Raw genomic sequence first — 16,180 nt, 5'->3', positions numbered from 1 at the left:
TTTGGGCGCAAACATAGGATAACGAAAGGATGAGAGAGGGAGAGTGAAAGCCATGTTTGCGCGTGTGAAAGGGAAGCGGCTTGTCTTGCAGCCAGGAGCGAAAATCGCAGAGTCCATGACGGCAAATGCAAAAGAAGCGCAGAGCTTTTTGCAGCGGCCAGAAATTGGGCGTTGGCTGCTTAGACAAAGTGGCATACCCGTGACGACAGGAAAACAAGCACAGCCAGGCTGGCGGACGTACAAAGTCTCTCTGTATCAGGAGCATGTGCTACATTTGGAAAGGAGCATGGAGAGTCCACAATGGCTTCTATATCGCATGGAAGAGCCGTCTTATCAACAGGTAGCTCTGTCAGTAACTGATCCAGAGATTCAGGTAGTGAAAAGCTTGGCGGCGCGAAGTCTGTATGCTGCTGGGATCGATGCTGGCGAGGTGACCATCATGGCGGCATCACCTCATCGCCAAAAGGTGCTCCAGGTAGAGCCGGAATGGCCACAACCAGTAAAAGACAGATGCATGCAACAGGCAAAAGATTGGTGGGAATCTCGGCTAAGGCAGCATCCACAAGAAATCGCGAAATTGGGTGCTGATCCTGAATTTGCCATGCGCAAGCCAACAGGGGAGATGGCACTCGCCTCCGATTATTTAAAAGTTGGGGGAAAAGTCGGCTGCGATACGACGAGATATCGTGAAGAATTAGCGATGCATCAACACCCCATTGCAGAACTCAGACCCGAGCCTTCAGAAGACCCAGACGAGTTGTTCTTTCACATTTTAGAAGGGCTGCAGCTAGCCCATAAAAAGTTGGGAAATGCCAAGCTGGAATGGCTTGCTGGAGGTATGCCCTTTGCGGGTTATCCGATTGGAGGACATATTCATTTTAGCGGGATGACAGCGACCTTTGCCCTACGTCGCAAACTGGATGCCTACCTTGCGCTACCTCTGGTGCTCATTGAGGATATCGGATGTCGTGACCGTAGACAGAGGTATGGGTATTTAGGTGATTGCCGGGAAAAGTCATATGGATTTGAATACCGTACACTACCGAGCTGGCTCGTGCATCCTGACATTACCCGGGGAGTACTGCACTTGGCGAAACTGATCGCAACGAGTCATACGCAGTTGCAAGCAACACCCCATTTGCAGCTGCCCTTGATCAAAGCGTACTATACGGGTGACAAAACAGCGTTGATCCCGTACGTCGAGCAAATATGGGAGGAGCTAAAGGGCTTGCCTGGATATGTGCTCTCGCGTGTCCATCTTGATCGCTATTTTTCTTATCTGCAAAATGGTCATACATGGCCAGCAGGAGTGGATTTGCGCACGACGTGGAACTTGAACTGATCCACTCGTAATGTCAGCTGCACGTTCAACAATAATCTCAATCATGGTATAATAGCGTCGAGATTTCTAGGCTAGGAGAAGAAACCAATGGAGCAATATACCCCGATGATTCAACAGTATCTGGCAATCAAAAAAGATTATCCGGATACTTTCTTATTTTTTCGGTTAGGCGATTTTTATGAATTGTTTTTTGACGATGCGATTCTGGCGTCCAGGGAGCTGGAAATTACACTGACTGGTCGCGGTGGCGGAGGTGATGAGAAAATTCCGATGTGCGGAGTTCCTCATCACGCTGCAGATGGATACATTGCAGAGCTATTGAAAAAAGGTTACAAGGTAGCCGTCTGCGAGCAGGTAGAAGATCCGAAGGAAGCCAAGGGCGTAGTACGGCGTGAAGTAACCCGTGTCATTACACCAGGAACCATGATGGAAGGCAAGTGGCTCACAGACAAGGAAAACAACTACATGACTGCAATTGCCAGCTTGGATGGACGGACCGGGATTGCTGCCTGCGATATGAGTACAGGGGAGTTGTATGTAACATCACTACTTGGGGAGGCTGAGGGTGTCCTGGATGAAGCGCTTCAATATCGTCCAAAAGAACTGGTGTTTGTCGGTCTTTCTATCGTACCGAAGACTGCACTCCCCTTCACGGTTGTGGAGAGCAATCAACTGGATGCTTTCGCTGTGGATGGTCAATATGGTGAGCAGGCAAAGGAACTGGATCTTGCGATGCGAGCAGCGATCAACGGGCTGTTGTACTACATAGGGACGACGCAAAAGCGTAGTTTATCGCACATGCGCCTGCTGAAAAAATATGACGCCAAGCAATATCTGCAAATGGACGGCTTTTCCCGACGTAATCTTGAGCTGACGGAGACGATCCGAGACAAGACAAAAAAGGGATCGCTCCTATGGCTTCTGGATCGTACTCAGACGGCAATGGGTGGTCGACTGTTGCGAAGATGGATTGAGCGGCCGCTGCTCAGACAAGAAGATCTGAATGCTAGATTGGAAGCAGTGGGGGCACTAAAAGGTGACCTGCTACTACGCGCAGACGTGCGAGAAAGCCTGGATCGCGTATATGACCTCGAACGGCTGGCAGGACGGATTTCGTATGGGAACGCAAATGCGCGCGATTTGATCCAGCTTTGCCTTTCATTAGAAGCTGTACCGGAATTAAAGCAGCTATTAATGAGGACCGAATCCCGCGTACTTGCGGAAATTGCCCAAGGTATGGATGAGTGCACAGACATCGTAGGTCTACTCAGGGGAGCACTCGTAGACGATCCACCGATTTCTGTACGAGAGGGCGGCATGATTCGTACCGGCTACGATGAGTATTTGGACAAGCTACACTCTGCGAGCCGAGACGGAAAGACGTGGATTGCCCAGCTGGAACAAGCGGAGCGTGAAGCTACGGGTATTCGATCGCTCAAAGTCGGCTTCAATAAAGTGTTTGGCTATTACATCGAAGTATCCAAAGCCAACATTGCCAATGTGCCGCCGGGTAGATACGAGCGCAAGCAAACCTTAACCAATGCGGAGCGTTATATTACTCCCGAGCTGAAAGAGCGTGAAGCGCTGATTTTAGAAGCCGAAGAAAAAATGACTGAGCTGGAATATCAGCTTTTTGTGGCTGTACGCAGTGAAATCGCCTTGCATATTCCTCGTCTGCAAAACCTGGCAGAGAGAATTTCTTCAGTAGACGTCCTCCAAGCGTTTGCGACTGTCAGTGATGAGCGTGGTTTTATCCGACCACAGTTCACAACTACAGGGGAGTATGTCATCACCGATGGCCGACATCCTGTTGTCGAGGCTGTACTCGATCGGGAGAAGTACGTAGCCAATGACGTGCAGATGGATCAGTCAAATCGTCTCGTATTGCTCATTACAGGACCGAATATGGCTGGTAAGAGCACGTATATGAGACAAATTGCGCTGATCACGGTGATGGCGCAAATTGGTTGCTTTGTTCCTGCCAAAGAAGCAAGGCTCTCGTTGGTAGATCAAATTTTTACACGGATCGGGGCAGCTGATGATCTCGTTGGCGGCCACAGTACGTTCATGGTCGAGATGCTGGAAACCAGACATGCTTTGCAAAAAGCGACTGAACGGAGCCTGATTTTGCTCGATGAAATCGGGAGAGGCACGTCCACTTATGATGGTATGGCTCTCGCACAAGCCGTGATTGAATACATTTGCCAAAAAATTGGTGCCAAAACGCTGTTCTCCACTCATTACCACGAGCTGACAGGACTTACCGAAACGCTAAGTGGCGTGGTGAATGTCAATGCTCGTTGTGAGGAACGGGATGGCAAGCTGTTATTTTTACACAAAATCGAAGAAGGCAGAGCGGATAAAAGCTATGGGATCCATGTAGCTGAACTGGCGGAAATGCCTGTGTGGGTCATTGAACGCGCACGCAGTATTTTGTCCGGCTTAGAAGCTGGAGGAGCTGCAACGGCAACGATCGCAACCGACACACAGATGTCACTTGAGGCACTATGGGCAGCACCCGTTGCTGCTGTACGCGAAGAGCCCGTCTCGCTATTGTCGGCAGAGGAAGAATCAATCCTGGCTGATCTTCGCGAGCTGGATCTGAACTCAACTACACCCATGGATGCCATGATGAAGCTGTTCGCATGGAAGCAGCAGCTTAAAAAGAACTAGTATTCGTCAAAAGAGGAGGAGCCTATGGGTAACATTCAATTGCTGGATGAGCATCTTTCCAACATGATCGCTGCCGGTGAAGTGGTAGAGCGACCTGCATCGGTAGTAAAAGAGTTGGTAGAAAATGCGATTGATGCCTCTGCTACGACGATTGAGATTCATGTCGAGGAAGGTGGGCTAGAGCTGATTCGAATCGTAGATAATGGACACGGCATGGACAGAGAAGATTGTTCGCTCGCCTTTGAACGCCATGCTACGAGTAAAATCAGTAATAGCCGCGATCTATTTCGCATTCGTACACTTGGCTTTCGTGGAGAGGCACTCCCGAGTATTGCCGCCGTATCGCGAATGGAGCTTACTAGCAGTCAGTCCAGCAGTCAAATCGGGACACGCATCACAATTGAAGGCGGGCAGCTAGGGGAGGCAAAGGATGTTGCGGCAGTAAAGGGTACCGAGATTTGTGTCCGCAGCCTGTTCTTTAATACCCCTGCGCGACTTAAATATATGAAGTCCATCGCTACCGAGGTAGGGCACATCTCTGATTACGTCAACCGTCTCGCTCTCACCCATCCGTCCATTACGTTTACTTTAACGCATAATGGAAAGTCGCTGCTGCAAACCTCTGGTGACGGTAAGCTGCTTCATGTCATGGCTGCAATTTACGGCGTTCAGGTAGCCAAGCTGTTATTGCCGATCTCTGGCGAAACGCTTGATTTTCGTTGGAGCGGCTTTTTATCCAAGACAGAAGTCACTCGTGCGAACAGATCCTATCTTTCGACGCTCGTTAATGGAAGATATGTTCGCAGCTATTCGCTAAATAACGCCATTATGAGGGGCTACCATACCCTTTTACCGATAGGGCGATACCCGATTGTTGCCCTGCAGATAGAAATGGACCCGACCCTCGTGGATGTGAACGTCCATCCTGCCAAGCTGGAAGCAAAATTTAGTAAAGAAGATGAACTGTGCAGTGCGATTGAACAGTCCGTCAATGAAACGTTGCGTCAAGGATTGGGCATCGTTCGCCCCATGGTCAGCGCTCCTCGGGCAAAGGTCGTCAATCAGGTTGTCCAGCCACAGTTTGATTTGCAATTGCCAAAGTCTACTCCGCAGATATCATCCAGAACCGAAGCGAGTCCACGGTTGCAGGAGTGGATGGCTAAGCAGGAGTATTTGAGAAAAGAGCCTGACGTCATTACGACCCAGTTGGAAATGGAGCAGGTGTCCGAGCGCCCTACCATCATGGAGGCACCAGTATGCTATGAAAGTGAAAGTGAAATCCCGCATACGGTGCAGGTACTAAACGAAGAGATGCAGCATGCACGTGGAGCGGAAAACGCAAGTGAACGCAGCACTTGGAGTTCCATGCAAGATATAAGTGACCCGGTAAAGGTAGATGATATTGAATTCTTCACCGTCGGAGAAAGCCTACAGGCAGATAAGGTACGGACGCAGACTGGCATTGCAGAGAGACAGACAGAAGCAGCACCGACCACGGCATCTACGATACACAGCCAAATAGATGCAGATCAAGCACGAGAAGAGGTATCTGCTGTTCCGGTGATGTATCCGGTAGGTCAGGTACACGGCACGTATATCGTTGCGCAAAACGATGACGGGATGTATTTGATCGATCAGCACGCCGCGCAGGAACGAATTTTTTACGAATTTTTCATGAAGAAGCTGGCAAGTGAGGATGTGACGAGCCAGATGATGCTGTTTCCGCATACAGTAGAGTACACAACCGCTGAAGCAGCAAGGCTGGAAAAGAGACTGCCCCAGCTTCATGCATTTGGACTGGAGGTAGAGTCCTTCGGTGGCCGGACTTTCATCGTGAGGGCACACCCACACTGGTTCCCGGAAGGTGCAGAGCTGGAGGTCATCGAGGAATTAATCCAGTTTGTTTTAGAGGCGGGAGAGAACAGTCAAGCAAACGTGGTACAAATGCGCGAAAAAGCAGCCATCATGATGTCCTGCAAAGCCTCGATCAAAGCAAACCGCTTTTTGACACATGCCGAGATGGAGAGCCTGTTGAATCAGCTGCGCGCGACGAGCAGTCCGTTTACTTGCCCGCATGGCAGACCGATCGTAATTCATTTTACCGGGTATGATCTGGAGAAAATGTTTAAGCGGGTTATGTAAGTCTTACACTCTCATTTGAATAAGTGAGCACCCCAAACGATCCGTAACGATTTGGGGTGCTCTTATTTCTTACGAAGCACAATTTTTCGGTACATTCCGTCGAATAGGACAGGTGAGTTTTCCTCTATTACCACGCTTTCCGAATAGGGCATCACGATTTGTTCAAAACGAGACAGAAAACCTATTTGTACAGAATATCATCCCTTAGCGACCCGACTTTGGTTAATGCATCGTCAATATCTCCATCCCTTACACCAAAGTGGGTAAGGGCAGAATGAAGGTGTTTCACAATGGTATCGAAGTGAACGGGTTGCAGATTCATTCCAGCGTGGACCTTTGCCATAGACTGACCCGAGTATTGATTTGGACCACCAAGTGCATAGCTGATGAATTTGGTTTGATGTTTTCTCTGTTTCTCCATATCAGTATCTTTGAAAAAGTGGTTTACAGTATCATCAGCTAAAACCAAATCATAAAAGTAGTCAACGACCTTAGATATTGTATCTTCGCCACCATACTTCTCATAAAACGTTTCCATCATTTACCTCCTCGATAGTTAACATCAACTTAGATATTCCACTAATGATGGACACTTATGTTAGGCGTTGACTTTTTACACAACTGTAATTTTTTTCAGTCTTTCTTATGTATCATCCTTCTAATCTTTTTGTTCATTTTATCGAAAATAACCTTTTTCGGATTTTTCACGATATCTCACTGGGGACCCGACGTTTTCCGATACGATTACTAGCATGATATCATCATACTATTTTTGGAGATCGTTTTGCTGATAAGGTTGATTCTTCCAACGAAGCAGATTACTATAAAGAAATATTTATTACAGATGTTGGAGATGTTTTTTATGGCGCAAAGAGGTCGGAAAAAAGGAGCCATAGGCACCCAAAGTCGGGCTTTGTTGCTTACGATCGCTACTGAAGAATTTGCCTTAAACGGCTTCCATGACACAAAAATAAGTACGATTGTGAATCGAGCTGGATTAACCCAACCTACTTTTTACTTATACTTTCGAAACAAAGAGGCTATTTTTCGAGAGCTGGTAGATTCGTTTCAATCCAATCTGTTTAGGCTGGTAAAAAGCAGCAGACTAGACTCAGGTATAGAAAAAGAATACGTATCAGATCGGATTAAGCTGGGATTGTCGGCCATTTTGCATTTTTTTAGTGAGAATCCGGACTTAACACGAATTGGTCTGGTTGTTGCCCCGAAGTCCGAGGAAATAAAGAAAGAGCTTGCTGCCTTGTTAGAAGAGAACCTGTCAGCAGAGCAACAGGACGGATATTTCATAAACGAAATGGACATGAGCATTGTAGCAGAAAGCTTGGTAGGGATTATCGTGCGTGTAACGATTATTCATTTATTCGAGAGACGAAGACATCCTGAGGAACTCGCCGCTGAAATTGTCCGGTTGCTATTGTATGGGATGCAGGCACGTTCTGAGATGAAATAAGAAGAATAAGGGATTTCAGGAAAAAATTTGAGTGGAGCTTGCAACAGAAATCATTTATTTTCGTCCTAATAAAAAGGGGGGAAACGAATGAACATTCGCAAGTGGATGATACTGACTATATTGTCACTCGTCATGGTATCAGGCTGTTCTTCTAGCGAGCAACAGCTTCAAACCAAGCTATCCAAGCATTCGATCCATAAAGATGTACCGAGCACCATTGTTGAGCAGGATCGGCATATAGAAATGCATGCGGATAAAGCAGCGTATTCATCTGCAAAAGAGGAAGTAACGATAGAAATCAAGAATAACGGGACAGCTACATTTAACTTTGGACTTCCTTATACGGTTGAAAAACGGGAACAAGGTACCTGGTATGAAATCCCGTTCAGATCGGACATTGCATTTGCAGAGATTGGGCTGGTGCTTGCGCCGAATCAAACACATGAACAGAAAATCAACTGGGGTGATTTTGACTATGTAATTTCACCCGGAGAATACAGAGTAATCAAATCTTTTTATGCAGATGGAAATGAGCGTATTTTAGCAAGCTACTTTACGATCGAAGAACCGAACGGAAATAAATAAGCTTTCATCATTCTTCAACTTACTGACGTAAGGAGAGTGCCCCACCACCACAGTGTTGTTCTGTGGTGTTTTCATTTCTTATAAAGGGAGACGAAAATTGGGCAATGGGAAGATCATCAAACATTGGCGATTCTGAAAGAAGATCTGATCGGGAAAAGCTGGGGAGGGACAAAAGGAGATGCACATCATGGAAACGAATCGTTTAGCGCTCAGGCAAATGAATGTGAATGATGAAGATCATCTCATGCAGATTTTTTCTGATCCGGTGGCGATGCAGTATTATCCTTCGACTAAAACGCGTGAGCAAGCGCGAAGGTGGATTCAATGGAACCTAAATAATTATGAGAAGCAGGGTACTGGTTTATGGATTTGTGAGTTAAAGAAAGAGGGTACATTTGTTGGACAGTGTGGGATTGTTCCACAGACAGTTGATGAGAGAAGTGAAATGGAAATTGGTTATTTGTTTGTGCGAGCGCACTGGGGAAAAGGATTGGCAACAGAGGCTGCGACGGCAGTTAAAGAGTATGGCTTCACCACCATGGGGCGAAGCAGGCTCATCTCCATGATTTACAAGCCGAATCTGCCATCCATAGGGGTAGCTAAGCGAATCGGAATGTCCTTTGAAAAGGAAACACGGATAAGCAACCGAGACACACTGATTTACTCCGTTCATGCCAAAAACGATTAACCTGTATTAACTTTGGATAGCAGACCACCAGGAACTGACTCAGTACACTACTAGTGCCCATTGTAATATCCGATTCTTTCGCTGATGGAACGCCGTGTGCGATGAAAGTCGCCTGCACGGTGTAGGCTCGAACGAAAACCATAATTGGCCGAAGTCGAGAATAGCGAACCGTTAGAACCGCCTGTCGTTTCCTGGATTCCAGAAGAAACAGCTGGTGGAGATACTTGGATTAATAAGGGGGAGTATGCAGCAGGTTTTTCTGTGAAGGTCACAAGCACGAAGCCTGGTACCGTTTACGTAGTTCCAAGTGGGACCCCACGTGACAAAGCTCAGATTGAGTTGACCGCGATAGGAAGTGCTGTAGTACCAATTGCAGGAGAAGCCGTCACGATTTCATTTGATTCTGAGGACAAGAGGATTACGGATGGAGAAGCATACATCTTATATGCGGTAGATGACAAAGGCAGTGTTTCCCTACCATCTGCCAACGTGTTTACGGTTGACTTGGAAACGCCGACAATTGACCAAGCGAGCATAGAGGATTCAGGCTGGCAGGATGGAGCAGAAATGAATGATCCGCGCCATGGAGGAGCGTCCGTCGTTTTGTCCGATGGAGATGTGCTTGTTGTTGGCGGGGGCATGGTAAAAACGGGTGAAAGATATGATGTGAAGCGCGAGAAGTGGTCATCCATTGCCGACATGAGCGAGGTGCGCTATGGACCGGGAGCAGCGCTTCTGCCCGATGGGAGAGTACTCGTAGTCGGTGGTGACCCTACCAGTAATCCCAACAATCTGCTTAAATCCACGGAGATCTATGATCCAGAACAGGACTCATGGGAGCCGGCTAGTGATATGTCTGTGGAACGCTTTAAGTCAATAGCAGTCGCTCTAGAAGATGGCAGGGTATTGGTATCAGGAGGCTTTTCAAAGAAGGGCTACCTGAAATCCACTGAGATCTATGATCCAGAGACTGACGAATGGACAAGAGCAGCTGATATGAAGATCGCTAGAGAGGGAATGGCTGCCACGCTCCTCAATGACGGGCGAGTGCTTGTAGCGGGAGGAATTAGTGCTGACTATTTAGATTCAGCAGAAGTATATGATCCAGACGCAGATGAGTGGACACTTGTCAGTAGCATGCCTGAGCAGCGTTACAAACCTGTAGCGGCTACTCTTGAAAACGGAAAGGTTTTGGTTGCAGGGGGGCATCGCCTACAATCTGCTGTACTGTACGATCCGAAAAAGGATTCGTGGGAAGAGACCCAATCCTTGCCTGCGAAGAACGTTGAGTCTATGGCAGCACGGTTACCAGATGGAAGTGTAATGCTTGCAGGCGGTGTCGATAGCCAGCCCCTCGCTTCGACACTCATCTATCACCCGCACCTAAGCATTGAGCTGTCGTTCCAAAAAGATGTAGCGCTGCAGCGTGATTTGGACGATTTGAGCGATATGCTTGCTTACTCTATTGATGACGGCGAAGATCAACCATTGCGAAAGAACGATCGTGTATCTTTTGCGGGTAACAAGCTCACCGTTGTTCTTGATGTTCTGCCAAAAGGTGCGAGCATACAATTCAAGCTGCAGGCAGGAGCCGTTGCCGATGCGGCAGGGAATCTGAATGAAGAATTGATTACGGATAGCTATTCGTACGCCCGGTAAAAAACGGCGATCGATTGGATTTACGTTTTGATAATGGAGAAAAAGACTCTCGTTCCAGGGGGTCTTTTTCACGTAGGCCAAATGGCGTCAATGGAAAATCCTTCTTGAGCCCGACGCGTGGGAATGAAAACATGATATGATAAGGAAGTGGAAGGAAACAGTTTGGCTCAGATTCTATTTGACCGCCAAAATAATCCTGCTTACAATAAAAGAGTTTCCGTCTGACGTGGACGAAACGTAAGAAAGGGACCGAGTACGTGATTGTTACGACAGGACTTGAGCCTGCTCAAGAAACCTTGTGCCATGCAGCAAAATTAGCTGAAACCTTTGGCTTGCAGGTCGTGAAGCGCGGCGATCTATCCCTCGGCGAGTTACGAAAACGACAGAATGACCAAGAAGTATTGGTTGTTTCCGCGCAAGGTGCGCGACTAGAAGTGCCGGGGAAAAAGCCGTTCTTTTTTCATCCGAACACATCTGCTTTTCGTATAAAGCGGCTTATGCGCGGCGATACTGATACTATGCTTGCTGTTTGCCAAATTCAACCAGGGGACACTGTGCTTGATACGACTTTAGGATTAGGGGCTGACGCCATCGTCTTTTCTCATGCGACTGGAGTGCATGGAAAAGTAGTTGGCATCGAATCTGAGCGAGTGCTTGCCATCCTGGTAGAAGATGGACTGCGGCATTGGTCTTCTGACTCAGATGCTCTGGTGGAGGCGATGCGTCGCATTGAGGTGCGCCATGGAAACCATCTGGAGGAGCTGAAAAGACTTCCTGATCGATCCTTTGATGTCGTTTATTTTGATCCCATGTTTGAAATGACGGTGCAGAGCTCTTCAGGAATTGCTGGGGTTCGTGAGCTTGCCAATCAACAGTCACTTCATGAGGAGGCTGTGACGGAAGCTTTGCGAGTGGCCCGAAAACGCGTAGTATGTAAAGAAGGCAAGATGGGCAGGATGTATGAGCGTTTTGGTTTTACCCCATATCGCTCTGGCGGCCAACAGGTCGTGTACAGCTACAAAGAGATAGGTGGAGGGGAGTGACCTTGCAGCAGAGAGAAAAGCTTGTTGTCATCGTTGGACCAACAGCCGTTGGTAAAACCAATCTTAGCCTAGAACTGGCTGATCAGTTCGATGGTGAGATCATTTCCGGAGATTCTATGCAGGTCTACCGTGGAATGGACATTGGGACAGCAAAAGCGAGTCCCAGCGAGCTGGCTACGGTGCCGCATCATCTCATTGATATTAAAGATCCCGATGAGGAGTACTCGGTTGCCATTTTTCAAGAGAGTACAACCCGCCTCATTACGGATATTAACCAACGTGGACGTCTTCCGTTCATAGTAGGTGGAACGGGTCTCTACATAGAATCGGTAACGCATCGTTTCCAATTTTCGACGACCTCACAAGATCCAGAACTACGGGAACAATTGCAGAGGATGGCAGATACGGAAGGAGCAGAAGCTCTTCATGCCAGGCTGGCTGCCATCGATCCCATCACTGCGGAGCGATTGCATCCGAATGATGTAAAACGGGTGATTCGCGCGATCGAAATTTACGAGAGCAGCGGATATAAAATGTCCGATTTTCAGCTCCGGGCTCAGCATTCTCCATACGATGTGGTCATTATCGGCCTAACCATGGACCGGGCTAAATTGTATGAGCGGATCAATCATCGTGTAGAGCTGATGATCGAAGCTGGCTTGATCGAGGAAGTGAGGGGCTTGCTTGACCGGGGGTATGAACCTTCGCTAGTCTCTATGCAAGGACTCGGGTACAAGGAACTGATTCCCTACCTGTACGGGGAGATCACGCTTGAGAAGGCGATCAACGATATCCAAAAGCGTACAAGAAATTTTGCAAAACGGCAGCTTTCGTGGTTCCGCCGTATGCCCGAAATCCAGTGGTTTGACATGACAGATCCGGCAGAACAGCCGAATAACGTGCAAACTATCAAGCAGATATTGGCAGGAAAGTTTCAACAATTGCCGAATATATAACATACAAGTCCTTTTAGGGGGTAGTGTACATGAAACAGACGATCAACATTCAAGATACGTTCTTGAACCATTTGCGGAAAGAAAATATCGCGGTCACCATTTACCTGGTGAACGGTTTTCAATTGCGCGGGTATATTAAAGCGTTCGATAATTTCACTATCGTGATTGATAGCGAAGGTAAGCAACAGTTGGTATACAAGCACGCGATCTCCACTTTCACTCCGCAACGTCCAGTGTCTTTGATGTCACAGGAAAACAACCAACAGTAGTACGTGCACTGCACCCAGCCAGGATACTCGTGATCCTGGCTCTTTTCTTTTTGTGCAAATTCCAAAAAAGGATAAGGAGCAGTTCCTTATCCCGGTTATCGTGCTATGGTGAGGCCGGTTTACGAAACGGGTTTTTTCGCACGGATCATGAACGTATAGCAGAGAATTGAACCGATGGTAGCACAAGTAATAACAATGCCCATGGGAACTGCAGTCTGGTTTCCGGCGATACCGACGAGCGGTGCCACAATTCCTCCACTAATGAAGGAGAGCAAGCCTTGAAGAGCAGAGGCGCTTCCTGCTGCTTTGCTTTGATTTTGCATAGCCAATGAAAAGCCAGTTGCACCCACGATTCCGACACTCGATACAACAAAAAAGAGAGGAATCAGGACTGCAACGAGTCCAGCGTCCAAAAGAATCATGAAAAGAAGTGCGATGCCTCCAATTGCGGCCATGGAAATTCCGAACACAAACAGAGTCGTTTCCTTTACTTTCCCTGCCAGCTTGCCTGTTATTTGACTGGCAAGGATAATACCGACCCCATTTGTAGCAAAAATCAAACTAAAGCCCTGTGGGGACACGCCAAAGATTTGCTGAAAGACAAAGGGAGAACCGGAAATATAGGCGAACATGGCAGCGGTTACGAGACCTTGAGAAAGCGCGTATCCCATAAACACACGATCCTTGAACAAATTGGAAAAGGTAGCGAGCGTATTGCCAAGTCCCGCCTTGGAGCGTCTATCTGACGGCAGTGTTTCAGGCAGACCCAATAAAACCGTAAAAAACATAATGACTCCGATTAACCCCAGCACGACAAAGACACCATGCCAAGTCGTTACCTGCAACAGCTGCCCTCCTGCAATGGGTGCTGCAATCGGGGCAATACCGTTAATCAACATCAATAGAGCAAAGAACTTGGTTAACTCCGTTCCTGAATACAAGTCCCGGACAGTTGCTCGGGCAATTACGATTCCTGCTGATCCTGCCATCCCTTGAACAAACCGTAAGAGTACGAAGGTCCAAATGGAGGGGGCGATCGCGCATAAAAAGGATGATACGGCGTACAAAATGAGCCCGATGAGCAGAGGCATACGCCTTCCCCGAACATCGCTGAGTGGTCCAGCGAACAATTGTCCGACTGACAGGCCGATCAGACAAGCGGTTAGACTGAGCTGGGCCATGGAGGTCGTCGTTTGCAAATCTCCTTCCAGCATCGGCAGGGCAGGCAAGTACATATCGAGTGAGAGTGGTCCAAAAGCCGAAAGAGAGCCCAAGATAATGGCCATCCAGAGCCTGCGCGATTTGTTCCCCGCAAGTGACGTTGAATCTAATTCTCTGGCAAGATTACTCAAATGGTTCTTCCATCCTTTCTTTCAAGAACCAAAGAATCGACTATTTCTTTGGTTCGGGTGGTTGCGGGTTGTTTTTCAAATAAAACGTCTGCATATTTGTATGCATCCGATCAAGCATCCCGGCAAGTACTTGTTTTTCCTCGGAGGTGAAACCTTCGTAACATTGAATTTCCAATACGCGCAATGCTTCCTTCACTGCTTGACTGGCAATACGCCCCTTGTCTGTCAAAAACACACGGGAAATTCGTTGATCTCGCTCATCAGGCTTGCGAACAACGAGACCGGACTTTTCCATGCGATTAATCATCACGGTCAAAGTCGCAGGCTTTACCGAGATGCGCCGGGCAAGCTCTTTTTGAATTAACCCATCAGTTTTTTCCAAACGCATAAGCAGGATAGGCTGACCAGGATAGACGTCGTATTCTTGAATCAGAAATTCAACATTTGCGCGATGAAGCTTCATGACGTGACCCATCGTATGAGTCAAAGCGTGAGAGTAATCAAATTCCACAGTTGTACCTCCGGTTTGTTAGCTGGCTAACTAAGCGTTAATGTAAATGAATCTCAATCGAGTGTCAATACTTTCGAATGTACTCCATTGTGTAAAAAAGGGAGGAGATTCGCAGCATTATGTAGAAGAACTTCTGATCTTCCAGTCAATACTGGTGAAAGGCTTTAGGTGAGAATGATGATGATCATGAATGAAAAAATAAAGGCTGAAGAGGTTCAGCTCACAAGTATAAATGGAGAAGACCTAGGCATTGTTGCAACGAAAAAAGCATTGCAGATGGCTAAGGAGCTTCGAGTGGATCTGGTATGTACCTCGCTTCTTAGCAGTCCTCCTTTGTGCCAATTAGTAGGTAGCTCCGATTATATACAACAAGTTGAAAAAGAGAGCTCGAAAAATAGAAAAGCGGAAAAGGGTGCAAAGGTAAAAGAGATCCGTCTAAGTGCGTTTATCGAGGATCATGATTATGATACCAAAAAACGACAAGCGGAGCGTATACTTTCCTCAGGAGATTGTGTTCATTTAATTGTTCGGTTGGAAAAAAAGGAAAGCAAAGAAGCGAAGGCGCTGGTAGAACAGCTTGTACGTGATTTGGCCCATTGCTCAAAACAGGATAAAGGTATCCAGGTAAGCGGCAAGCAGGTCATGGCTGTACTACTGCCGAACTAGAGGAGCTACCGATGATAAGCCGACTGGAGAAAAGAGAGTGAATTCATGCCGTTTACATTTGCCCATCCTGCCATTGTGCTTCCTTTGCGAAGGAGTAAGTGGTTTTCTTTTACGGCACTCGTCTTTGGCAGCATGGCTCCTGATTTTGAGTACTTTTTTCGAATGCAGCCCTACAGTGCGTATAGCCACACGATGTGGGGACTGCTATGGTTTGATGTACCGCTCGTTTTGCTTCTAGCTCTGCTCTATCATGGAATCGTGAAAAGACCGTTGATTGCTTGCTTGCCAGAATGGATCGGCAGGGGATTGTCCGCAACATTAACGACACATTGGAACTGGCGTACGTGGAAATCTATTTTCATAAATGGATACTCTGGACTTATCGGGAGCTTCAGCCACGTTCTCTGGGATGCTTTCACACATCAGGGTGCTTACTTTGTTGAAAGAATTTGGTTTTTACAGCTGCCCATTACACTCGGCGGAGTGGTAATCCCGGTGTTCAAGCTGTTACAGCATGGGAGCACGAGTCTTGGGTTTTTGGCGATTGGGTATGTCATATGGAAAGAAGGACGAGCTTTGCCGTTATCCGCCTTGAAGCCACTAGTAAATATAAAGACGAAATGGCTATTTTGGATCGGGGCAGCTCTTATCGGTATGCTGGGAGCAGCGCTATACTCTGCAATTGTCAAAGGCACGTTACTTACACTGCCTCTCGTACACGTCGTCCCCTTTTTATCAGGAAGCTTGGTTGGACTCGTCATCATGAGCTGGTGGCTACATACAACAAAAATCCCTCCAAAGTGAGGGATTTTATCATGTGTGGGAT

The 16,180-nt window shown here is 47.4% G+C and carries 15 protein-coding genes; 12 read left to right on the top strand and 3 right to left on the bottom strand.

Translation table 11 applies throughout. The features are described from left to right. Positions 1–52 precede the first annotated feature (52 nt). The 3 genes from SB752_RS18325 to mutL all read left to right on the top strand — a co-directional run bounded on the left by SB752_RS18325 (position 53) and on the right by mutL (position 6,157). The gene (locus SB752_RS18325; protein WP_410717039.1) at positions 53–1,342 is read left to right on the top strand and encodes a putative amidoligase domain-containing protein; all 1,290 of its coding nucleotides are present in this window, start codon (positions 53–55) and stop codon (positions 1,340–1,342) included. An 87-nt stretch (positions 1,343–1,429) separates the two neighbouring features. Next, positions 1,430–4,015 carry a DNA mismatch repair protein MutS gene (gene mutS, locus SB752_RS18320; protein WP_410717038.1) on the top strand — a complete coding sequence of 862 codons (2,586 nt, stop codon included), beginning with the start codon at positions 1,430–1,432 and terminating at the stop codon, positions 4,013–4,015. Positions 4,016–4,039: 24 nt separating this feature from the next. After that, positions 4,040–6,157: a DNA mismatch repair endonuclease MutL gene (gene mutL, locus SB752_RS18315; protein WP_410717037.1), complete on the top strand. Its 2,118-nt coding sequence runs from the start codon at positions 4,040–4,042 to the stop codon at positions 6,155–6,157. A gap of 181 nt (positions 6,158–6,338) precedes the next feature. Here the strand turns inward: mutL and SB752_RS18310 are convergent, their stop codons facing one another. Next, positions 6,339–6,695, bottom strand: a complete 357-nt coding sequence (locus SB752_RS18310; protein ID WP_410717036.1) for a group I truncated hemoglobin — start codon at positions 6,693–6,695, stop codon at positions 6,339–6,341. A gap of 324 nt (positions 6,696–7,019) precedes the next feature. Between SB752_RS18310 and SB752_RS18305 the strand changes: the two genes are divergently transcribed. The 7 genes from SB752_RS18305 to hfq all read left to right on the top strand — a co-directional run bounded on the left by SB752_RS18305 (position 7,020) and on the right by hfq (position 12,825). Beyond that, positions 7,020–7,625, top strand: coding sequence for a TetR/AcrR family transcriptional regulator (locus tag SB752_RS18305; RefSeq protein WP_410717035.1), 606 nt, complete (start codon positions 7,020–7,022; stop codon positions 7,623–7,625). An 87-nt stretch (positions 7,626–7,712) separates the two neighbouring features. Continuing rightward, a complete protein-coding gene (locus tag SB752_RS18300; RefSeq protein WP_410717034.1) occupies positions 7,713–8,210 on the top strand; it encodes an immunoglobulin-like domain-containing protein in 498 nt (165 codons plus the stop codon). Positions 8,211–8,397: 187 nt separating this feature from the next. Beyond that, positions 8,398–8,898, top strand: a complete 501-nt coding sequence (locus SB752_RS18295) for a GNAT family N-acetyltransferase (protein ID WP_410717033.1) — start codon at positions 8,398–8,400, stop codon at positions 8,896–8,898. 144 nt (positions 8,899–9,042) lie between these two features. Beyond that, complete coding sequence (locus SB752_RS18290; protein WP_410717032.1) at positions 9,043–10,557, top strand: Kelch repeat-containing protein; 1,515 nt, start codon at positions 9,043–9,045, stop codon at positions 10,555–10,557. Positions 10,558–10,814: 257 nt separating this feature from the next. Beyond that, positions 10,815–11,600 (top strand): class I SAM-dependent methyltransferase, encoded by a 786-nt coding sequence (locus tag SB752_RS18285; RefSeq protein ID WP_410717031.1) that lies wholly within the window; start codon positions 10,815–10,817, stop codon positions 11,598–11,600. Beyond that, the gene (gene miaA, locus SB752_RS18280) at positions 11,597–12,556 is read left to right on the top strand and encodes a tRNA (adenosine(37)-N6)-dimethylallyltransferase MiaA (protein WP_410717030.1); all 960 of its coding nucleotides are present in this window, start codon (positions 11,597–11,599) and stop codon (positions 12,554–12,556) included. The genes SB752_RS18285 and miaA overlap by 4 nt, the downstream gene beginning before the upstream one ends. 29 nt (positions 12,557–12,585) lie before the next feature. Beyond that, entirely contained in the window at positions 12,586–12,825 is a 240-nt protein-coding gene (hfq, locus tag SB752_RS18275) for an RNA chaperone Hfq (RefSeq protein WP_007719110.1), read from the top strand. A gap of 119 nt (positions 12,826–12,944) precedes the next feature. On the opposite strand, the gene SB752_RS18270 is transcribed toward hfq, so the two are convergent. Beyond that, positions 12,945–14,177 carry a multidrug effflux MFS transporter gene (locus SB752_RS18270; RefSeq protein WP_410717029.1) on the bottom strand — a complete coding sequence of 411 codons (1,233 nt, stop codon included), beginning with the start codon at positions 14,175–14,177 and terminating at the stop codon, positions 12,945–12,947. A gap of 40 nt (positions 14,178–14,217) precedes the next feature. Continuing rightward, positions 14,218–14,688, bottom strand: a complete 471-nt coding sequence (locus SB752_RS18265) for a MarR family winged helix-turn-helix transcriptional regulator (RefSeq protein WP_410717028.1) — start codon at positions 14,686–14,688, stop codon at positions 14,218–14,220. A 180-nt stretch (positions 14,689–14,868) separates the two neighbouring features. Here SB752_RS18265 and infC point away from each other — a divergent pair, with 180 nt between their 5' ends. Both infC and SB752_RS18255 read left to right on the top strand, forming a co-directional pair. Continuing rightward, positions 14,869–15,354: a translation initiation factor IF-3 gene (gene infC / locus SB752_RS18260; protein WP_410717180.1), complete on the top strand. Its 486-nt coding sequence runs from the start codon at positions 14,869–14,871 to the stop codon at positions 15,352–15,354. 45 nt (positions 15,355–15,399) lie between these two features. Beyond that, on the top strand, positions 15,400–16,158 hold the full coding sequence (locus SB752_RS18255; protein ID WP_410717027.1) for a DUF4184 family protein: 759 nt from the start codon (positions 15,400–15,402) through the stop codon (positions 16,156–16,158). Positions 16,159–16,180 lie beyond the last annotated feature (22 nt).

The sequence above is a fragment of the Brevibacillus sp. SIMBA_040 genome (genome assembly GCF_046535075.1).
GTDB lineage: Bacteria > Bacillota > Bacilli > Brevibacillales > Brevibacillaceae > Brevibacillus.
The sequence above is the reverse complement of the archived record's forward strand: the minus strand, read 5'-3'. Positions and strand labels throughout refer to the sequence as shown.